The following is a 17,590-nucleotide window of genomic DNA, read 5'->3' on the forward strand; positions in this document are numbered from 1 at the left end:
TAATAATAAAGTTCACTTAATTGTTTAAGCTTTAATACTGAATATATTAAAGCTTGATACTGTATTCATTTTATATCGAGTGAGTGCTTATATAGTGTATTGGATTAACGCACTGTCTGAATCTGCTTGTTCGCGTAACAATGCTTCAAATTTATCTGCTGTCACAGGTCGGCTAAATAAATAGCCTTGTCCATATTCACAATTAATATCACTGAGGAATTGTTTTTGAGCGTCTTCTTCAATTCCTTCTGCAACCACTTTTAAATTAAGTGCTTTAGCCATTGCAATGATAGCGGTAACCAGTGATTGATCTGCTTTATTATTAATTAAGTTCATAATGAAAGCGCGATCAATTTTTAGCTTAGTGAAAGAAAACTTTTGTAAGTAGCTTAGCGCAGAATAGCCAGTACCAAAATCATCAATACTTAACTCAACCCCCATGTCACGTAGAGATTTCAACATATCAAATAACTCGCCTTCTTGATTAATCAACAAGCTTTCTGTTACTTCTACATCTAACTTATTTGCTGGCAGACCAGTTTCTAATAATACTTGTTGAATTTCTGCTAATAATTTTTCACAATTTCTAAATTGTACGCTAGAAAAGTTAACGGCCATTTGTAAAGGGGTGATCGTCTGCCATTTGGCTGCTTGCTCAGCCGCAGTATGTAAAGCAAAACTACCTAATTGCTCTATGAGATTGTTTTGCTCTGCAATGGCGATAAATTCATCTGGTGGAACAAAACCAAGCTCACTATCTGTCCAGCGCATTAATGCCTCAGCGCCTATAATTTTCTGCGTACTCAGGTCGATTAAAGGTTGGTAATACATTTCTAGTGTTTTTTCTTTAATTGCCTTATGTAGACGAATATTAATCGTTACTTTACGGTTTACCTCATCATTCATTTTAGATTCATAGAAATTAAAGTTATTACGCCCATTACCTTTTACTTTATACAATGCCATATCAGCATTTTTTAATAATGCTTCAGCAGTATTAGCATCATTTGGATAGATGGCTAAGCCAATGCTAGTTGATGTATGTAAAAGATGTTTATCCATTTGAAAGGGTTTATTAAATAAATGAAGCACTTTATAGGCTAATTGAGATGCTTTTTCTAAGTCTTCTAATTCATGGATAACCACCATGAATTCATCGCCACTTAAACGTGCAACAGTATCTGTTTTTCGGAAGATATTAAGCAGTCGTTTACTTGTTTCTTGTAGTATTTTGTCACCTGCAGCATGACCTAATGTATCGTTGATTTGTTTAAAATTATCTAAATCTATATACATTAGTAATACTTTTTTATTACTGCGTTCACAGCAATCTATCGCAAAGTTTAATTTTTGTAAGCTATAACTTCGGTTAGGTAAACCTGTTAAGGAGTCATGTGTTGCTTGGTAGGCTAATTTTTCTTCCGACAGTTTACGTTTTTTTATCTCTTCTTCTAATAACTCATTATGTATCGATAGTTCTTTTCGGCGTTTAGTTGAATTGGCTATTTTTGTATTAAGAAGTGTATTTTTTCGGTCGATATAAAATAAATAATATAGCGTTAAAAAGACTGGAATAGCCAATAAAGAAATAACTAAAACAAACCATTTAGAGGTAAATAATTCTGTGCTATTAATGCTTTCAAACCAAGCTTCTAATACAAAAGGTGTATCTATAATCTCAGCCTTTAAATTAAAAATATGTTGATAATCATTGCTAGTATATTCATGATTATGTTTCTTAGAATGCGTTAAAGAGTCCCAAATAAATAAGTCTCCATACTGACTTCTTAAGGCTATATGGCTACCACTCCCTTCATATTCTTGAGCTGTTACGAGGGAAATAATAAGTGCTTTATTAAACTCTGCGATGAGTATGGCAATCGGTTGATAATTGAAATAAACAATGGTGGATAAACGAATACTTATTTCTTCTTTGCTATCGTTGATGAGCAGTTTTTGATCTACCGTTTTTAAATCTAATATATTGATATTGGAGTTATCGAATGTTGATTCATTTTTATACTGTTCACTATCGGCAATGATTGAGCCATCTAATGCTAATAGTGAAATACGAGAAAAAATAGGATTTAATTTTTTCTCTCCTGACTCAACTTGCTGTTGGATGAGTTCCTCTACGTTAAATAAGCTGGCGCGTAGTCCGTAGGTCATCGACATACCGGAGTGCTTATTTGCAAAAAAGGTCGTTATTGTTTTATCTGTGGAGACGATATTTAAGTTACGCTTTGCAAGTTCAAAATAATTGCTTAATAATTCTGCATAATGATTTACTTTTAAATGTAATTCATTGTATCTAGATTCTTCTAACTTCTTTTGTCCGATATTAGTAACCGTTAATATTAACAGCAAATACCCTGCAAGCATTATACTAGCAATAACAATGGCATTTTTACTGGTAAACCAAGGTCGCATAATCATCCTTATTTATTCTCAATCTTGAAGAAGTCGGGATAGAAATTAAAGACAGAGGGATAATACTTTTTCACTAGTACATTGTATTGGCCGCTTTGCTGCATACCTTTTAGGTATTGATTGAAAGCTTTACGTAATTCTGGCGAATCTTTACGGAAACCAACGCCCATCTTTTGATCTTCTGAAATTGGGCCGATAACTTTTGTCTCACCTGGCCATTTTTGTAACCCAATTAAAATATCTGGTACATCAAGTAATGTACTCTCTGCATCGTTATTCAATATGGCGGGTATCATTTCACTTAATTTTAACTCTGTGACAGGTAGTATTATCTTTGCATCCGTATCGTATAAATTATATAAATCTGGGTCAATACAGGTTTGTTTCATCGCTAACACACTATGGCCTTCAAGTGCTTTTTTTACAGCAATAATGTCTTGAATGACAGATCCTGAAGGGGTTATTGGCTTGAGTGATGAGTCTGTTCTTGCCATTAACCAAACAGCAGATGGGAAATAATCATTTGAAAAATCAACAACCTCAGTGCGCCATGGCAATATTGTTGTGCCGCTCGCAAGGAGATCGCCTTTAATGTCATGAGTGACATGTCCTCTGATGAGACCGGTATTAGAATAATGAGCATTACGTCCAGTTAATAGGGTAAATGCATTAGACCAACTTGCTCTGACATATTCATATTTGACGCCCAAATGCTTGGCAAAGCCTTTCATTAACTCAATGTCAAAACCATTGACTACGGTTTTATTGTCCTCTTCGTAAATCATAACAAAGTTAGCGTAAGGGATCCCTATGTGACGCAATACACCATCTGCTTTAACATCGGCTAAATCTCGGGCATGACTGAGGTTACTAAAAAAGCAAAGTAAAAGTAATAGGATGGTGTTTGTTAGATGTCTGTATTTTGGCATGACCATAATAAAGACTCCTTATCATAAGGTGGTTATTATTAAGGGTGCCACGATTATACCTATAATTGATTAAAACTAAAGGCCACTTATTGTTAAGTGGCCGAGGTATTGAATTTATATTAGGTGGTTTTATACCATGTCATTATAAATATTAAGCATTGCTTCGACTAAACCATTGACGTTATTTTCATCATGGAATAAGTGAGTTGAAATTCTTAATGCATGCGTATCTTCGGTATCACTTTGCAGTATTTTAAAGTCCGTAGTACGAATAATAAATCCAGTTTCTTCGCGTAATCGATCTCTAAACTCTGTTAATGTGTCTAAGTCATTAACATCACTAAATGGGTTGAAACTAGTAATAGCACTGGCTAGCTCATCAATATCTGGTGAATATATTGCTGCCTTTGGAAAGCTTGCTTTTATTTGTTGTTTACATAGTTTACTGAGTGATAAAACGCGCGCTTCAATGACATCTCGTCCAATCTCATCCCACATCGCGCATGCATCTGTTAATGCTTGTTTCGCAGGATAGTTATCGTTACCAATATATTGAAATTGTAATTGTGTACCTAAATAATCAGCATGGCCTAACGATGAATTAATAAACCATAGTGGGTTTTCTCGATCAGACCAATATTCGTCTAATCGTTGTGCACTGTTTAATACAAATAATATTCCTGTTGCACCTGGACCACATTGCCACTTATGTCCTGCTCCAGTATAAAAGTCACAACCGATATCATGGAAGTCTAGATCTAACATGCCGATGCCATGTGCACCGTCAATAAGCGTGGGTATTTGATTCGGAATCGCGACTTCTTGGCAAATACGTTTAGCAGGTAAGCGCGTCCCTGTTTTGTAAGTAATATGAGAAAAGGTAATTAAACGTACTCTGCCGGCATATTCATTGGCAGCTTCAGTAAATAAGTCTACAAATTGTTGTTCGGTAATGCTGTTATCACCGGTATCCACTGGGATATCTAAATAAACAACTTCTACACCATAACGAGCCGCGACAATATATAAAGGTGAATTAGCAGCGACATGCTCATGATGTGTTGTGAGTATCACATCACCAGATTCAAAGTGTAGTCCGTTAATGATGCTACACATACCATCGGTTGTATTACGGTTTAATATAATTTCGTCAGCATTTGCACCAAACCCTTCAGCGATACTCGTGGTCATCTCTGTTACATAAGGCCATTCACCAAACTTGTTTTGCATATCCCATGGATTTTCTGCAACACTTTGGTTGTTCTCTTTGTAATTTTTTAAGATATCTTTAGGCATAGAACCCGTCGTACCAATGTTCATGTAAGTTGTTTTTTTATCTAACACAAACTCTTTCTGTACTTTATTCCATAACTTTTTTTCTTTATTTTGGTGTTTGTTATGTTTTGATTTAGCACTTGCTTGTGTTGGTAATAAACTTGCAGTTAATCCAGCAGCTGCGATCCCTGTTGATACTTTTAAAAAATGTCTACGATCCGGTGAAATACCTTTTTCTTCAATCATGTTAAGTCCTTTATGTTAGATGAAAGACAAGAATAGAGGATCTTTGATAAAAATCCTTAACTTTTTTCAGATATATTTGAAGTTAAGGATTTTAATTGTTTGTTTTATATGGTTTAAATTTAAGTGGGTTGTATAAAGTAGGGGAGTTCAAATTTATTATTCGGTGTAGAACTTACTAATGACTAACGCTAAAACGATTAAATGATAAGCGCTATATCTCTATAATAAGCGCCATTAGTTAAATGATTTGTAGGATCTCAAAGTGTTGTTTTTTGTTATTGATAGTAATACTAACTTGATCATCGGTTTGTTGATTTAATAAAGCCGCTCCAATAGGTGACTCAGGAGTAATGACTAGAACAGTGTGTTGTTCCCATTTTAATTTTACGCCACCTGCAACGGGGCAAATTAATAGATATTTTGCTTCATCAAGTTCGTTTACTAATACCACTAACGCACCAAGCCCCCCTGTTGTTGATTTATTAAGAGGTAGACTGATACAAGCATCAATATCTGCCTGACATTGTGTCACTCGTTGCGATTGACCTTGTGCTAAATAAGCCGCTTCTAAAGCTAATGTGTCGTATTTATTTTCAGCTACATTTTCTTCGCTTGTTGCTGTTTCATGGGCACGTTTAGCCGCTGCTTTTGCATTATTTAAAAGAGACTGTAAATGGGTCATTAGTTGTTGGTGTAGCTGAATTTTATTCATATTACTTATTCACAGTTTCAGTTCTAATGTTAGTGGGCGTGCATTATCAGTAACTCTCTACTTTGAATCAAGCTTAATGACTTTATTTAATAGCTTAGCTTAATTAACCTCAATTATGTTGTAGTCCGCCATATAAGGTTTGATATAGGCCATCTTGAGCGAGTAAATCTTGGTGGGTTCCTGATTGGCTTACTTTTCCCTCTTCTAATACATAGATATTATCAGCTTGTTTAACAGCAGATAGTCGATGGGCGATAATTAAAGTGGTGCGATCTGCAAGGAAACTGGTGAGTGCAGTATGTAATGTACTTTCTGTTTGTGTATCTAATGCAGAAGTGGCTTCGTCTAAAATAACTAATTGTGGATCGGTCAGTACCATTCTCGCGATGGCGACGCGTTGTCGTTGTCCGCCAGATAAACGTAAACCCTGGCGTCCTAACGGTGTATCTAATCCGTCTGTGAGTTTTTTGCTCACATCGTTAAGTTGCGCGACGTCTAGGGCATGCCATAACTGTTGATCTGTATAGTCTAATCCAAGTGATAAATTCTGACGTAATGTGTCGTTAAATAACACGGGTTGTTGCAATACCACAGAAATATGATCTCGTATGACATCGAAACCAATATCATTGCTGTTCTCACCATTAAATAAAATACTGCCACTATTGGCTTTATAAACACCAATTAATAATTGAATGAGTGTTGATTTACCACTGCCGCTAGCCCCGACTAAAGCAATTTTTTTACCCGCAGGAATCGTTAAACTTAAATCGTTAAGGACTTGTGTTTCATCATCATAAGCAAAGTTAATATTGTCGATACGTACTTCAATAGCTTGTTTTTGTAAGAAAGGATTTACTTTATTAACTGATCGCTCATCTTCTTCAAGGTGCATCAGCGTGTTGATGCGTTTTAAGGCTGCCGAAGCGCTATACCAAGAGAACTGAATATTCAGCAACTCTTGCATTGGAGACAACATAAACCATAGGTAACCAAATACAGCAAAAATTTGCCCAATACTCAGGTCACTAAAAAGTACCATTAACATGGCAACAGCTCTGAATAATTCAAAGCCTAATAAAAAGAGTAAAAATGAAAACCGACCTGCAGCTTCACTTTGCCATGCATATTTATCTGCGCTGCTACGAATTTCATCTGCTTGGCCTTTAAGATCATTTAAAAAGGCTTTTTCTCGATTTGAAGCCCGTAATTGATAGATCCCGTCAAGCGTTTCAATTAAACGATTCTGAAATGATTCAAAGGCTTGGTTTTCATTTTTTTTAAGGTGTTTAACACGGCTTCCTAATTTACGTGAACAATAAACAACGAGGGGATTGACCAATAAGATAAATAAGCCTAATCGCCAGTCAATCCATAATAAAATGAAAGCCGTGCCTAATACCGTGAAAAAGCTAACGATGAAGCGACTTAAGGTGCTGCCAATAAAGCCATCGATAGTTTCAATATCAGTAATGAGATGAGAGTTAATACCGCCACTACCGCGCGTTTCATATTGGCGAATGCTAATACGTCCAATTTTATCAAGCAGTTGCTTACGAATATTACAGGTAATGGTTTTCGATACTAAGGTGAATTGACGACTTTGGAGAATGCCAAGCAATTGGCTTGCTATGCGCATGACAAGTACGGTTATGAATATAAAGATAATGTAATTAGCGGGTTGTTGCCATTGTTCGGAAATAAACTGATTAATAAATGCAACGCCTGAAGCTGGTTGCTTTAATAGAATTTCATCGACCATCAACGGCATTAATAATGGAATAGGCACACTGACTAGCGTGGCCAATATCGCGATAAAATTGGCTGTAATAAGGCGCTTCTTATGCTGCTTTGCTTGTGTAATTAACCAAGACCAATTTATCGTAGGTGTATCGCTCAATATGAAAACCATGCTTATTTGATAGTAAGCGAATTGTACTTAATCTTGGTTAATATTCTATTTTTATCAACTAATTTAAATATTTACTGATATCAACATCATCGAACTGAATCTCATATAAAAACTTATTTGCATATTTTATATAAATTTTACTGCTTAGAAATAATTTAAATAGGTTCATGTCAATCACTTGATCTATGGCTAATTGATGTAAAACGTCAATCGCAGTACTCAATGATTCGACCTTTTGTTGAGGTGTTTTAACCGACGTTAAGGTTTCAAAAATATCTGTCATAAGCAAAATTTTTGAGGTTATAGAAAAGTCTGGATTACTTGAATCAGAAGGGCAGCTTACCTGTTTTAATACAGGATGATAAGCGGATAGATCTCGGACTTTAATGACTTGTTTATGAGTTGTCGGTAATGCTTTTAACAAGTTGATTGTACTAAGAGTACTTTGGTTTATTTCAAATTTATCTTCTATTGTTAATGTCCCTTTAGGGATCGATAAATTATATAATTCACCAAAATTATAAAGGTGATCTGCGACTTCTATTTTTATACCTGAATCGACTTGAGTGATATTGTTGCGTTTAATAATATGTTCTTTTTTATCGCTTAATAGTGTTTCTTGTGCGGGTAGCTTTTGTTTTTTATCTGTTAATCTAAGTTTTTCAATAGATGATAAACCCAATCTATCATCAAAATAACGTAACCAAGTTTGTGCACCAATTTTATGTAATCGGAGCGTATCTTGTTCAGACATCGTGGTATCACCTAGGTTAGCTTTAGCAACAAATCCAAAGTCTCGCATTAGCTGTAATTGTTGTTTAATTAATGTTTCTTTAAGTGGTTTATTTTGTTCTGGATTACTTCTACTTTCTTTAAAATAAGTAATTTCAGCATCTCGCCATAGTATTTCAAAACGCATTCTAATTTCATGGATACGGTTATAATTGGCTTCTAATTTAGTGCTTTTACTTGTCACTTGTTGAGCTGTTGTGAGTTTTCCGTAATGGTATGACCATGCATTACTAGTGAATTCGCTTAGCATCACTTCATTGGCTTGTTCAAAAGCAGGTAAATCAGATTTTAAACTTGCTTTGGCTAGCATCATTCCTAATTCTGGAGCTCTGTTAGCGTGCCCGAAGGTATAAGGCGACTTCTCGTCAATTGCTTGTGCAATTTGTTTAATAAAGAGTTCTGTCATCTGTTTTTGTTGGATTTGATAATCTTCAATTGATTGGCTCATTTCAATCATTGAGTTATTTAACTCTTTCAGTTCAGTGACTCTACTTACAACCTGTTGTAATTGTTTATAGTCTTTCCCTTTTACTCTTTTGACTTCATTTAATAATCCTTTAATTGCTTTGGTTAAAGGCGAAGAAAAACACCATGAGAGAATGAGTAACAAGGCTAAGCTGAACGCTGTAATTTGTATCGATGTTTTGATACTTGGAAGGAGCAGTGTTTCTTTCGCGACTAAAATAGCTAAATAGCTATTGGTAGTGGTTTTATCATCCACTTCAGCAATATAAACATAGTAAGGTTTATCGTTAATGGTCACACTATTCAGTTTGTTCATGCTTGTGTGATGCTGAGCCATCTCGCTTAATACAGGATAAGGAATGTGAGATAACTTATTGGTATGAGTCGTGCGTTCTATTGGTTGGTTTGAACCTAATAACTGACCCGCACCGTTATATAAGTAGATTTCATCGAGTAATGAGTTTTGGTTCTTGTCATTAATTATTTGTAGGTTATTTGAAAGTGAGTTTAACGTGACATCGATGGCTAATACGGTTTGCGTATTCGGTACTTTGATCGAGTATGTTTGTTTTAATGAACTTGAATTCGTTAAAGAAAAAACATTAGATTTATTACTGGTTAATATCTTTGCATCTTTATACCAAGGGAGGTTGACAATATTTTCATTATTCTCTTCTTCACGCTGGCTAATAACATTAAATGTATCGTCAAAATAAGTGTATTGACGTATTTTTTGGTTTCCTTGTTCTGAAACCGAGACAAGCAACCATTTAGCGGATTCAGCGTCGGCTAAGCTCTGAGCATTTTTTGCATTATTTAAATGTCTTAACTGTTGTAAGTTGCCGTTTTCAAAACCAAGAGAAATTGAGTCGTATGATGGATTTTCTACCATTACATTAGCAAATAATTGTAATGCGTCAGGATGGATCTTTTGATTAACGAGTAGCTTATTAAATTTAGAAAGCAGTATGCTGTAATGGTTAGCTATTTGATCGGCCTGCTTTATCTTATTACTAATAACATTAGCTTTCGTATCATAAAGCGCTAAAGCCGATTTTTGGGCTGTCGATTGGCTAACATAATATTGTAGAGCGACGGTTATTGTTGTCATCAGAAGGCAAATAAAGATAAAAGCTCTGATTAAGGTAAAACGGATTGAGCGCGTTGTTTTTTTTGTCTTTGTAGACATGATTCATCCTGAAAATTTATGATGTTATTTATTATGTAATATTTTCAAATTAGTGTTTGTAGTTAGTCATTTTAGTCATGGTACCGCACTAAAAATAACGTCTTTCTTTATCTATTTGAGCTAACTTAAACGTTTATATTGTCGTATCTAATATTGAAAGTGATGATTGCTAATACATTGCTTCTTATTCGACCAACAATATCTGTTTTTGTTCGTATTAATTTCATATCTTGTGTGTTTAATTTAGATACTTTGGAGTGCAGAATTGAGTGTAAATTTAAGTGTTGTTGATATTGCTTGAAAGGTGGTTTTTTCTATTCAACAATGAATATTGAACGGTAATAAGGAGGCTTTACTGTTTTTGAAAGTTTGAAAAGAAAAAATGACAATTGATAAACTGAGAGTATTAATCCTTTTAGTTACTTTTTTGAATTTAATGGCAGGAATAAATACCAGGCTATTTTTAATAAAATAACCTGGGTATTAACGAGTAATCAATTATTATCAATTATTCGTTTTTATTTTGCCAATCTTTCGCTTTATTGATTAATGGCACGATACTAGAACCTTGGACAAGTATTGAAAATAATACAACGCCATAAGTCATGACTAAGATGATTTCTCGAACATCAATATTTTTTTCAGGTAACACCCATACGCCGGCAGGGACTGCCATTGCCATTGCTAAAGCAAGTCCGCCACGTAAGCCACCCCAAGTTAAAATTCGCACTGAATATGGGTTATAGCTACGGAATCGGTTAAAACCAACATAAGCTAAACGAACACTTAAATAACGCGCTAACAACACTAAAGGAATGGCAATAAGCATGATAATCCAATCCTCTTTATAAAAACTGAATTGCAACATACTTAAGCCAATTAATAGGAACAATATACCATTTAAGAATTCATCAACTAATTCCCAAAAGTGGTCTAACTGCGCTTTACTTTCTTTAGAGAATCCATTTTTTCTGGTCCAATTACCAATCATAATACCAGCAACAACCATAGCAAGAGGCGCAGATACGCCAATCATTTCACCAAATACGTATCCAGCCGTAGGCACGCCAATAGTAAGTAATAGCTCCATTGCATGATCATTTGTTGCGCTTATTAGGTAATGGAACAATAGCCCAAGTGCAAAGCCATAAACAATACCGCCAATAGCTTCATGTAGAAACAACATCGAAACACTTTCTACCGTTAATGGTTGCCCAGAAAATGCGATATTAAATAAAGTAACAAAAATAACTAATCCAAAACCATCATTGAATAAAGACTCGCCTTCAATTTGAGTCGATATTCGTTTGGGAGCATCTAGCTTTTTAACAATTGCTAATACAGCAATAGGGTCGGTAGGAGATATTAATGAGCCAAATAATAAACAATAAATGAGATCGAGAGGTAGGTTGATAAGTTGGCAAATATAATACAACACAAAGCCGACAAAGAAGGTGGAGAAAAGTGTGGCTGCTAAAGCAAGTACAGTAATTTCCCATTTTTGGTCTTTTAAGCTTTCTAGCTTAATGCCTAAACCACCTGCAAATAATAAGAAACCTAATAAACCATTTAATAAGAAGTGTTCAAAGTCTATTTCAGTAAGTTGAGTAACGGCGATTTCTCGTAATTGAGTAAAACCATTTTTACCTGCAATAACAATAATCAGTGATAATAATAACGATCCTGCGGTGATAGCAATGGTATTTTGCCATTTACCTAATTTACTATTAACGAATGTAATTAACATTGCTGCTGCAGCGAGGAAACAAAAGGTGGCATAAACTGTCATAGTAATAACCTGAGGTATAAAGAAAGTGTGAATATAATGCGAAATTGTATCAAATACCATGCTTAGTTCATTCTTTTATAAGCTTTCTGTTTGTTTTTTGAGCATTATTGATGGCATCTTTAATTGATCAGCGATTATTTACAAAATAACCATATAGTCAGTTTTTATTTTTCTATTTTCATCATATTTTAACTACCTCTTTGTGAACTGGATCAACAATCCTTACCTGTTTGTTTCAATCTTAAATTTAGGGCAATTTTGTTTTGTGCGAGATCGACTATTGGCAACGTAGTAGATCCTCACTTTAAATCACTCATTTCTGACATAAAAAAAAGAAAAGTGATCTCTAAGCTGTTGAAAGTAATTAGTAAGTTTTTTTTTGTTCACTTGGTCAACGATATATTTCCTATTTATTGGATTTTATTTAATAAATGCATCGTATTATCTCTTCCGCAAACAAGGACAGTAGATGATTTATAGGATGTAAATCAGCAAACAACGGGATGTTGTTAAAGGGTAAATAGGGATTACTTATCCTATCAGGATGATAAAAGGACACTTCAAGGATTGGAGTTAGATAAGCAGGATGTTTATCGTTAAGGAAAAGCAAGGAAGATATTACAGGACGTAATAAGGACACTTCAAGGGTTAATGGAGTTTAGATAAGCAGGATGTTTATCGTTAAGGAAAAGCACGGAAGACATTACAGGACGTAATAAGGACACCTTCCAAGGATAGGGAGCAGTTAATAAGCTGGATGTTTATTAAATATGGATGTGTCATGGAAGAAGCCAGCAGGTTGTTGGATTGATAAACTGGATGTTTATCGGATAAGGATATGAAACAAGGAAGAAGCTCAAAGGATTTGGGAAGAGGATGCCTAGTATGGCAGTAGTCAAATGGATTTATTGCATGGAGCAACTTCTATCATGGATTTGATAGTGTGACTAAATGAGGGCAGCTTAGGCTGCCCTTTCCTGTTTTTACGTATTAGAAAAATTTTATTAGACCACTACAAACGACTTTTAAGCTTCATCACTAGATCCTGTAAACAATTCTCTATTACTGCGATCAGATCGACGATTAAGTAGACCCTCCATATTCATTTTTATATATGTCGAGAAATTAGAACATTGATTATTAGTGATTCAAAACGTACCCTTAGCTCTTTTTACGGGTAAATAATATGGCCACTTTCTCTGCTGTCGAAGTTCCTTTTAACTATCGCAATACTTGTTGGTTTTGTGGTGAGCCAAGCGATAAAAAAATTAAGTTCCCTAAGCATGAATACGAAATTAATATCTTAGATCACCAAGCACTGAGTTTACCTAGCTGTAAAGAGTGTGCAAATATCGTAAAACGTTCCGCATTTCCTTCTATTTACAGTTATCGTGATGCTGTTAAACAAGCACTTGTTACCAAACATCAAAAAGTACTTAGTATCGGCTCTAATTGGACGAAACAAGAATTAGAAGAGTCAGAGTTGGAAGGTAGTGCATTTGAGGGTTTTAAGCGTAGCGCATGGCCTATGTTTGAAATGATGCAAGCACGTATTAATTATCAAGGTTGGCCGCTGGTTATTAATAATGAGTTATTAGAAGTGGATAACGATAATGAAAGTTTTGAGTTTGATGGAGTGCAATACGTCTCTTTAGATGATGCAGTAACACATGCCGTTAAAACATTTTTCTTAGATGAAGCATTATTTACAAGAGTCTTGAGTGTATTAGGCAAAAAGAAGTTTAGCCAAGCAATCCGCTTATGTCGTTTGTATCCGAATTTAACCCCTAAAACTCGAGAAGATGTTTTCTTAGAAATACTAGATAGCATTGGTATTTAAGAGGCTCTAATAAAGGAGCTATGATAAACAATCTTTTTATTTTAAAGGAAAAGAGATGACTGATAAAAAAGAACAAATAAATAAAACGAACAAACCGAGCGAAGAAGAATTGCAACAATGGTTAGATGGCGTTCACTTTGGCAGTTGTTGTAGCGATCCAATGTCATCAGATAATGATGAGTCTAATAAAGATAAAGCATGCGAAATAAAGAATAAAGAGACTACAAAAGTTAATGATAAAAAGTAAGGAATGTTGAGTACGTGTTTCTTAATCAATATTTAATACTAACCAACGTTGATATAAAAAACCTAACAATCAAAATGACTGTTAGGCTTTATAGAATTATTCAGTTTATAAAGAAAAGTGCCTTACTTAGCTTTTTTGTTACGACGAGCGAAACCAAAACCTAATAAAGATAAACCTAATAATGCTGCACCAGCTGGAGCAGGAACGGTCGTTGCGGAAAAGTTTACTTGTCCATTTAATAACTCACCAGTAATAGCCCATAATCCACTAGTAGTATCTAATAGAGGGTCTGTACTTGTAAGGAATCCTGAACCAGAAATTGTACCTGTTAATCCACCACCTAGCGATGGAGTAAGGCTATCAATTGAAAAATTAGTTGCTGTGAATGTAAAAGAATCTACTGCCCAAAGCACATAAGGTAAAGAATCTCCGAAAGTATAGTCAGTGAATGTTGCAGCCCATCCTTCTAAACCATCAAAATCCCCTGTAACATTTGCATCAGTTGGACTAACATAAGTATCAGTAAAGGAAATTGAACTAATTGTTGGGTATGTACCAACTACTGCTGCAGAACCAGTGAATCGAATAACGCCTTCAATAGGTGTTGCATAAGCGGAGCTGGTTGCTAAAAAAAGTAAAAATGAACTAGTGATTAGTGTAATAATTTTTTTCATATATTCTCTCCTTCGTATAAATGGATAATTCCATATATAGTAATTTGCATGTAATGTGCCAACTTTTAAAGTTGTTATTTTTCAATGGCTTACTGTATTTTTTTATGTGTTTATAGTGCTTTATATTTGATGTTTTATTTGAGTTGTAAAATTATTCAACGGTATTTTTTGCGTATAAATAAATTTGTAGTTAAGGCTTTAAGTATTAACTTATTTAAGGAAAGAATGATTTTTTTTGTAAGTGTTTGTTTTTTAATGTGTTTGTTTTTCATTGATCTTTTGTTTATAACTAATTTTAGTTAGTTTAAATTTTATATTTAAAAGATATTTTTTTATTTTATTTAGTGTAAGGTTTTTCGATATCTAATTGGGGATAGTCTATTTTATTGTCATTTAAATTTGCGATTTTAGTTTTAATTGATTGATTTAAAGTGTTTTTTTATTTCTGTTAAATAAAAATTTATAGTCGATTACCATCCACTTATAATACTTAAACTCAGAACATCATTTTATTATCGAGGTTATTTATTCATTTTTGTATAGAATGAACACTAATACTATTCGGCAATAAAGTTTGTATTTAAACAGCTTTTAAAAACTTAAACTTATTTTTTGAAGCTTTGGTGGGATGTCATGTGTTAAAACATAATTTTGATAAGATTGATCACTATTTAACAGCAACCAAGCAATATTGGCATTATAACGCTTTTATTTTAAATGATTATCCGTCCTTTTCTGGCAATAACGCATTAATTAACTTTTTACATAGTATTGATGATAATAAATTACTGAGTTATCAGCAAAACCCTGCCTCGTTATATCCCTTATTAAAGCAATTTATTCCTGAACTATTAAATATAAGCGACTCGCTCTTTGATATTAAAAGCAACTTGTTGAACAATCATATCGATGCTCCCTTTTGGTTAAAAAAAGGAATTAAAGGACGAAAATGGGTGCAAGTGGATCAATTTTCTAATTATATAGAGGGAACTCTTCCTATTTTAGAGTGGTGTGCAGGTAAAGGGCATTTAGGGAGATTGATCCATTATAAAACAAAAAATGAAATCAGTGCGGTGGAATGGAATGATGAGCTATGCAACCAAGGTTTACAGTTAGCTCAACAACAATCTATATCACAACCTTTTTTTGTATCTAACGTATTGTTGGGAGAAGCGAGCCAATTACTTAGCAAAAAACAACATGTTGTTGCTTTGCATGCTTGTGGCGATTTACATGTACATCTTATTAATGGTGTTAAAAAAGCATTAACAGAAAAAGTAACCATAAGTCCATGTTGCTACCATTTGACTGAACATGACAATTACCAAGCGGTGTCGTCTTATGCTTTACAACAAAGCCAATTGTTGTCATCAATCACTTTAAGTAAGCAAGACTTAAAGTTAGCAGTGGCGCAACAAAGTACGTCTGGAGAAAGGCAAACACAATTAAATGATCAAGAAGTTTGGTGGCGTTTAAGCTTTGATTGTTTGCAAAAAGAACTTTTACAAACAGAGGCTTACTTAACCGTTCCCAGTTTTCCTAAAACACTTTTATCTAATAACTTTAGAGATTTTGCTGAATGGGTTACAGCCTATAAACAATTGGATATTGAATTACCAACCGATTTATCGGTGTATTTAGCACAAGGTCAAGTGCGTTTTAATCGCTTAAGGCGTAGTGAGTTAGTGTCACAATTCTTCCGTCGACCTTTAGAATTATGGTTAATTTATGATCGTGCCTTAAGCTTGCAAGAGGCGGGTTATCAAGTGAAAATATCTAGGTTTTGCGATGCGAATATTACCCCTCGTAATCTTTTAATTCAGGCGTCTCGTTAGCTTTTTAATGGTATTTTTTTAAATTTTAATTGACTGAATAATAAAACCAATAACCCTCCAATAACGCCCCATATCACTGAACTTAACCCCCATAAGGCAATCGGAGATGCTGTAATGAGTAAAGTGATCACTGCGGCTTCATTAGTGGGTTTAGATTCACTATTAACACTTTGCTGTAAGCTATGAGTAATGGTGCCAAATAACGCAATACCCGCTAAGGCTAATATTAAAGATTCTGGTAATAGGGCGAACCAAGCAATAATATAGGCAGCTAATAATCCTAAAGTAATATAAAAAATACCAGCCCAAATACTCGCCCAATAGCGTTTATTAGCCTCTTTATGTACATCTTCAGTCATACAGATTGAAGCACTAATGGCTGCTAGGTTGAGTGCATAACCACCAAAAGGGGCTACGATAATATTAAACAAACCAGTTAGCGATAAAATGCGTTTAATAGGAGCCTGATAACCAAAACTTTGTAACATGGCTATGCCTGGTAAGTTTTGAGCTGCAGTAGTGACAATGAATAAAGGCAGGCTCACTCCGACAATAATTGACCATGAAAATGTTGGCTGAATAAACTGCCACTCACTCCATTGCCATTCAATCACTTTACTTTCAATCAATTGTAACTGCCAAGCTAGGATCACTGAAACTGCGATGACAATCAACAACGTCCATTGTGGTATAAACCTTTTCGCTAATAAATAACTAATAAACATACTAATAATTAAAAGAGGTTGCAGCTCCATTTGTTCAAAAACAGAAAAACCAAACTTTAATAAAATACCGGCCAACATGGCTGAAGCAAGTTGTGTAGGTAACCATTTAAATAGCTTATCCAATGGCATTAATAATGGGAAAATAAACAACAATACTGCACAGACAATAAATCCTCCGACGGCTTGGTTGAGGTCAAACCCTTGTACGTTGGCAATCAGTAATGCAGCGCCAGGTGTAGACCAAGCAATGAGTATTGGAATACGATAAAGGTATGAAAGCAAAATACTTAAAACTCCCATACTAATACCTAGTGCGAGAAGCCAGCTTGCTACAAGGTGGCTGTCACCGCCTAGATTAATCACTAATTGATATATTAATGCTATTGAACTAGAAAATCCGACGATCACTGCGACTAAGCCTGCACTCATTGCAGCAATTATTGAGTTGACCTGTTGTAAAAGAGTTTTCATAATACCCCTGTGCGTTTTAACGTACAAAAAACAAAGTTAACACTGACTGTTATAACGCA

General features: G+C 34.6%; 12 protein-coding genes. 3 read left to right on the top strand and 9 right to left on the bottom strand.

The window, feature by feature from the left end:
- Positions 1-87: 87 nt before the first annotated feature.
- The 7 genes from Q0794_RS12320 to Q0794_RS12350 form a co-directional block, all read right to left on the bottom strand.
- A complete protein-coding gene (locus tag Q0794_RS12320) occupies positions 88-2,430 on the bottom strand; it encodes an EAL domain-containing protein (protein WP_298942299.1) in 2,343 nt (780 codons plus the stop codon).
- Between the two features lie 8 nt (positions 2,431-2,438).
- Complete coding sequence (locus Q0794_RS12325) at positions 2,439-3,365, bottom strand: transporter substrate-binding domain-containing protein (RefSeq protein WP_298942301.1); 927 nt, start codon at positions 3,363-3,365, stop codon at positions 2,439-2,441.
- Between the two features lie 123 nt (positions 3,366-3,488).
- Positions 3,489-4,880: an aminotransferase class V-fold PLP-dependent enzyme gene (locus Q0794_RS12330; protein ID WP_298942302.1), complete on the bottom strand. Its 1,392-nt coding sequence runs from the start codon at positions 4,878-4,880 to the stop codon at positions 3,489-3,491.
- Positions 4,881-5,118: 238 nt separating this feature from the next.
- Positions 5,119-5,592 carry a GreA/GreB family elongation factor gene (locus Q0794_RS12335; protein WP_298942304.1) on the bottom strand — a complete coding sequence of 158 codons (474 nt, stop codon included), beginning with the start codon at positions 5,590-5,592 and terminating at the stop codon, positions 5,119-5,121.
- 109 nt (positions 5,593-5,701) lie between these two features.
- Complete coding sequence (locus Q0794_RS12340; RefSeq protein WP_298942306.1) at positions 5,702-7,492, bottom strand: ABC transporter ATP-binding protein; 1,791 nt, start codon at positions 7,490-7,492, stop codon at positions 5,702-5,704.
- 70 nt (positions 7,493-7,562) lie between these two features.
- Positions 7,563-9,950, bottom strand: a complete 2,388-nt coding sequence (locus Q0794_RS12345; protein WP_298942308.1) for an HD domain-containing phosphohydrolase — start codon at positions 9,948-9,950, stop codon at positions 7,563-7,565.
- Between the two features lie 508 nt (positions 9,951-10,458).
- Positions 10,459-11,739 (bottom strand): sodium:proton antiporter, encoded by a 1,281-nt coding sequence (locus Q0794_RS12350; protein ID WP_298942310.1) that lies wholly within the window; start codon positions 11,737-11,739, stop codon positions 10,459-10,461.
- Between the two features lie 1,186 nt (positions 11,740-12,925).
- Between Q0794_RS12350 and Q0794_RS12355 the strand changes: the two genes are divergently transcribed.
- Together Q0794_RS12355 and Q0794_RS12360 are read left to right on the top strand one after the other, a co-directional pair.
- A complete protein-coding gene (locus tag Q0794_RS12355; RefSeq protein ID WP_298942312.1) occupies positions 12,926-13,579 on the top strand; it encodes a hypothetical protein in 654 nt (217 codons plus the stop codon).
- A 55-nt stretch (positions 13,580-13,634) separates the two neighbouring features.
- Positions 13,635-13,826: a hypothetical protein gene (locus Q0794_RS12360; protein WP_298942314.1), complete on the top strand. Its 192-nt coding sequence runs from the start codon at positions 13,635-13,637 to the stop codon at positions 13,824-13,826.
- 122 nt (positions 13,827-13,948) lie between these two features.
- On the opposite strand, the gene Q0794_RS12365 is transcribed toward Q0794_RS12360, so the two are convergent.
- Positions 13,949-14,500: a PEP-CTERM sorting domain-containing protein gene (locus Q0794_RS12365; RefSeq protein ID WP_298942316.1), complete on the bottom strand. Its 552-nt coding sequence runs from the start codon at positions 14,498-14,500 to the stop codon at positions 13,949-13,951.
- A 635-nt stretch (positions 14,501-15,135) separates the two neighbouring features.
- Here Q0794_RS12365 and Q0794_RS12370 point away from each other — a divergent pair.
- Positions 15,136-16,335, top strand: coding sequence for a methyltransferase (locus tag Q0794_RS12370; protein ID WP_298942318.1), 1,200 nt, complete (start codon positions 15,136-15,138; stop codon positions 16,333-16,335).
- On the opposite strand, the gene Q0794_RS12375 is transcribed toward Q0794_RS12370, so the two are convergent.
- A complete protein-coding gene (locus tag Q0794_RS12375) occupies positions 16,332-17,531 on the bottom strand; it encodes a benzoate/H(+) symporter BenE family transporter (protein ID WP_298942320.1) in 1,200 nt (399 codons plus the stop codon). The two genes, Q0794_RS12370 and Q0794_RS12375, sit on opposite strands and share 4 nt — an antisense overlap.
- Between the last annotated feature and the right edge of the window lie 59 nt (positions 17,532-17,590).

The organism is uncultured Psychromonas sp., from assembly GCF_947489755.1.
In the GTDB taxonomy this organism is placed as follows: domain Bacteria; phylum Pseudomonadota; class Gammaproteobacteria; order Enterobacterales; family Psychromonadaceae; genus Psychromonas.

What these genes read in the sequence shown, in the direction of transcription:
- Q0794_RS12320 (WP_298942299.1), bottom strand. Translation starts at nt 2,430, where the DNA reads ATGCGACCTTGGTTTACCAGTAAAAATGCCATTGTTATTGCTAGTATA.
- Q0794_RS12325 (WP_298942301.1), bottom strand. Translation starts at nt 3,365, where the DNA reads ATGGTCATGCCAAAATACAGACATCTAACAAACACCATCCTATTACTT.
- Q0794_RS12330 (WP_298942302.1), bottom strand. Translation starts at nt 4,880, where the DNA reads ATGATTGAAGAAAAAGGTATTTCACCGGATCGTAGACATTTTTTAAAA.
- Q0794_RS12335 (WP_298942304.1), bottom strand. Translation starts at nt 5,592, where the DNA reads ATGAATAAAATTCAGCTACACCAACAACTAATGACCCATTTACAGTCT.
- Q0794_RS12345 (WP_298942308.1), bottom strand. Translation starts at nt 9,950, where the DNA reads ATGTCTACAAAGACAAAAAAAACAACGCGCTCAATCCGTTTTACCTTA.
- Q0794_RS12350 (WP_298942310.1), bottom strand. Translation starts at nt 11,739, where the DNA reads ATGACAGTTTATGCCACCTTTTGTTTCCTCGCTGCAGCAGCAATGTTA.
- Q0794_RS12355 (WP_298942312.1), top strand. Translation starts at nt 12,926, where the DNA reads ATGGCCACTTTCTCTGCTGTCGAAGTTCCTTTTAACTATCGCAATACT.
- Q0794_RS12360 (WP_298942314.1), top strand. Translation starts at nt 13,635, where the DNA reads ATGACTGATAAAAAAGAACAAATAAATAAAACGAACAAACCGAGCGAA.
- Q0794_RS12365 (WP_298942316.1), bottom strand. Translation starts at nt 14,500, where the DNA reads ATGAAAAAAATTATTACACTAATCACTAGTTCATTTTTACTTTTTTTA.
- Q0794_RS12375 (WP_298942320.1), bottom strand. Translation starts at nt 17,531, where the DNA reads ATGAAAACTCTTTTACAACAGGTCAACTCAATAATTGCTGCAATGAGT.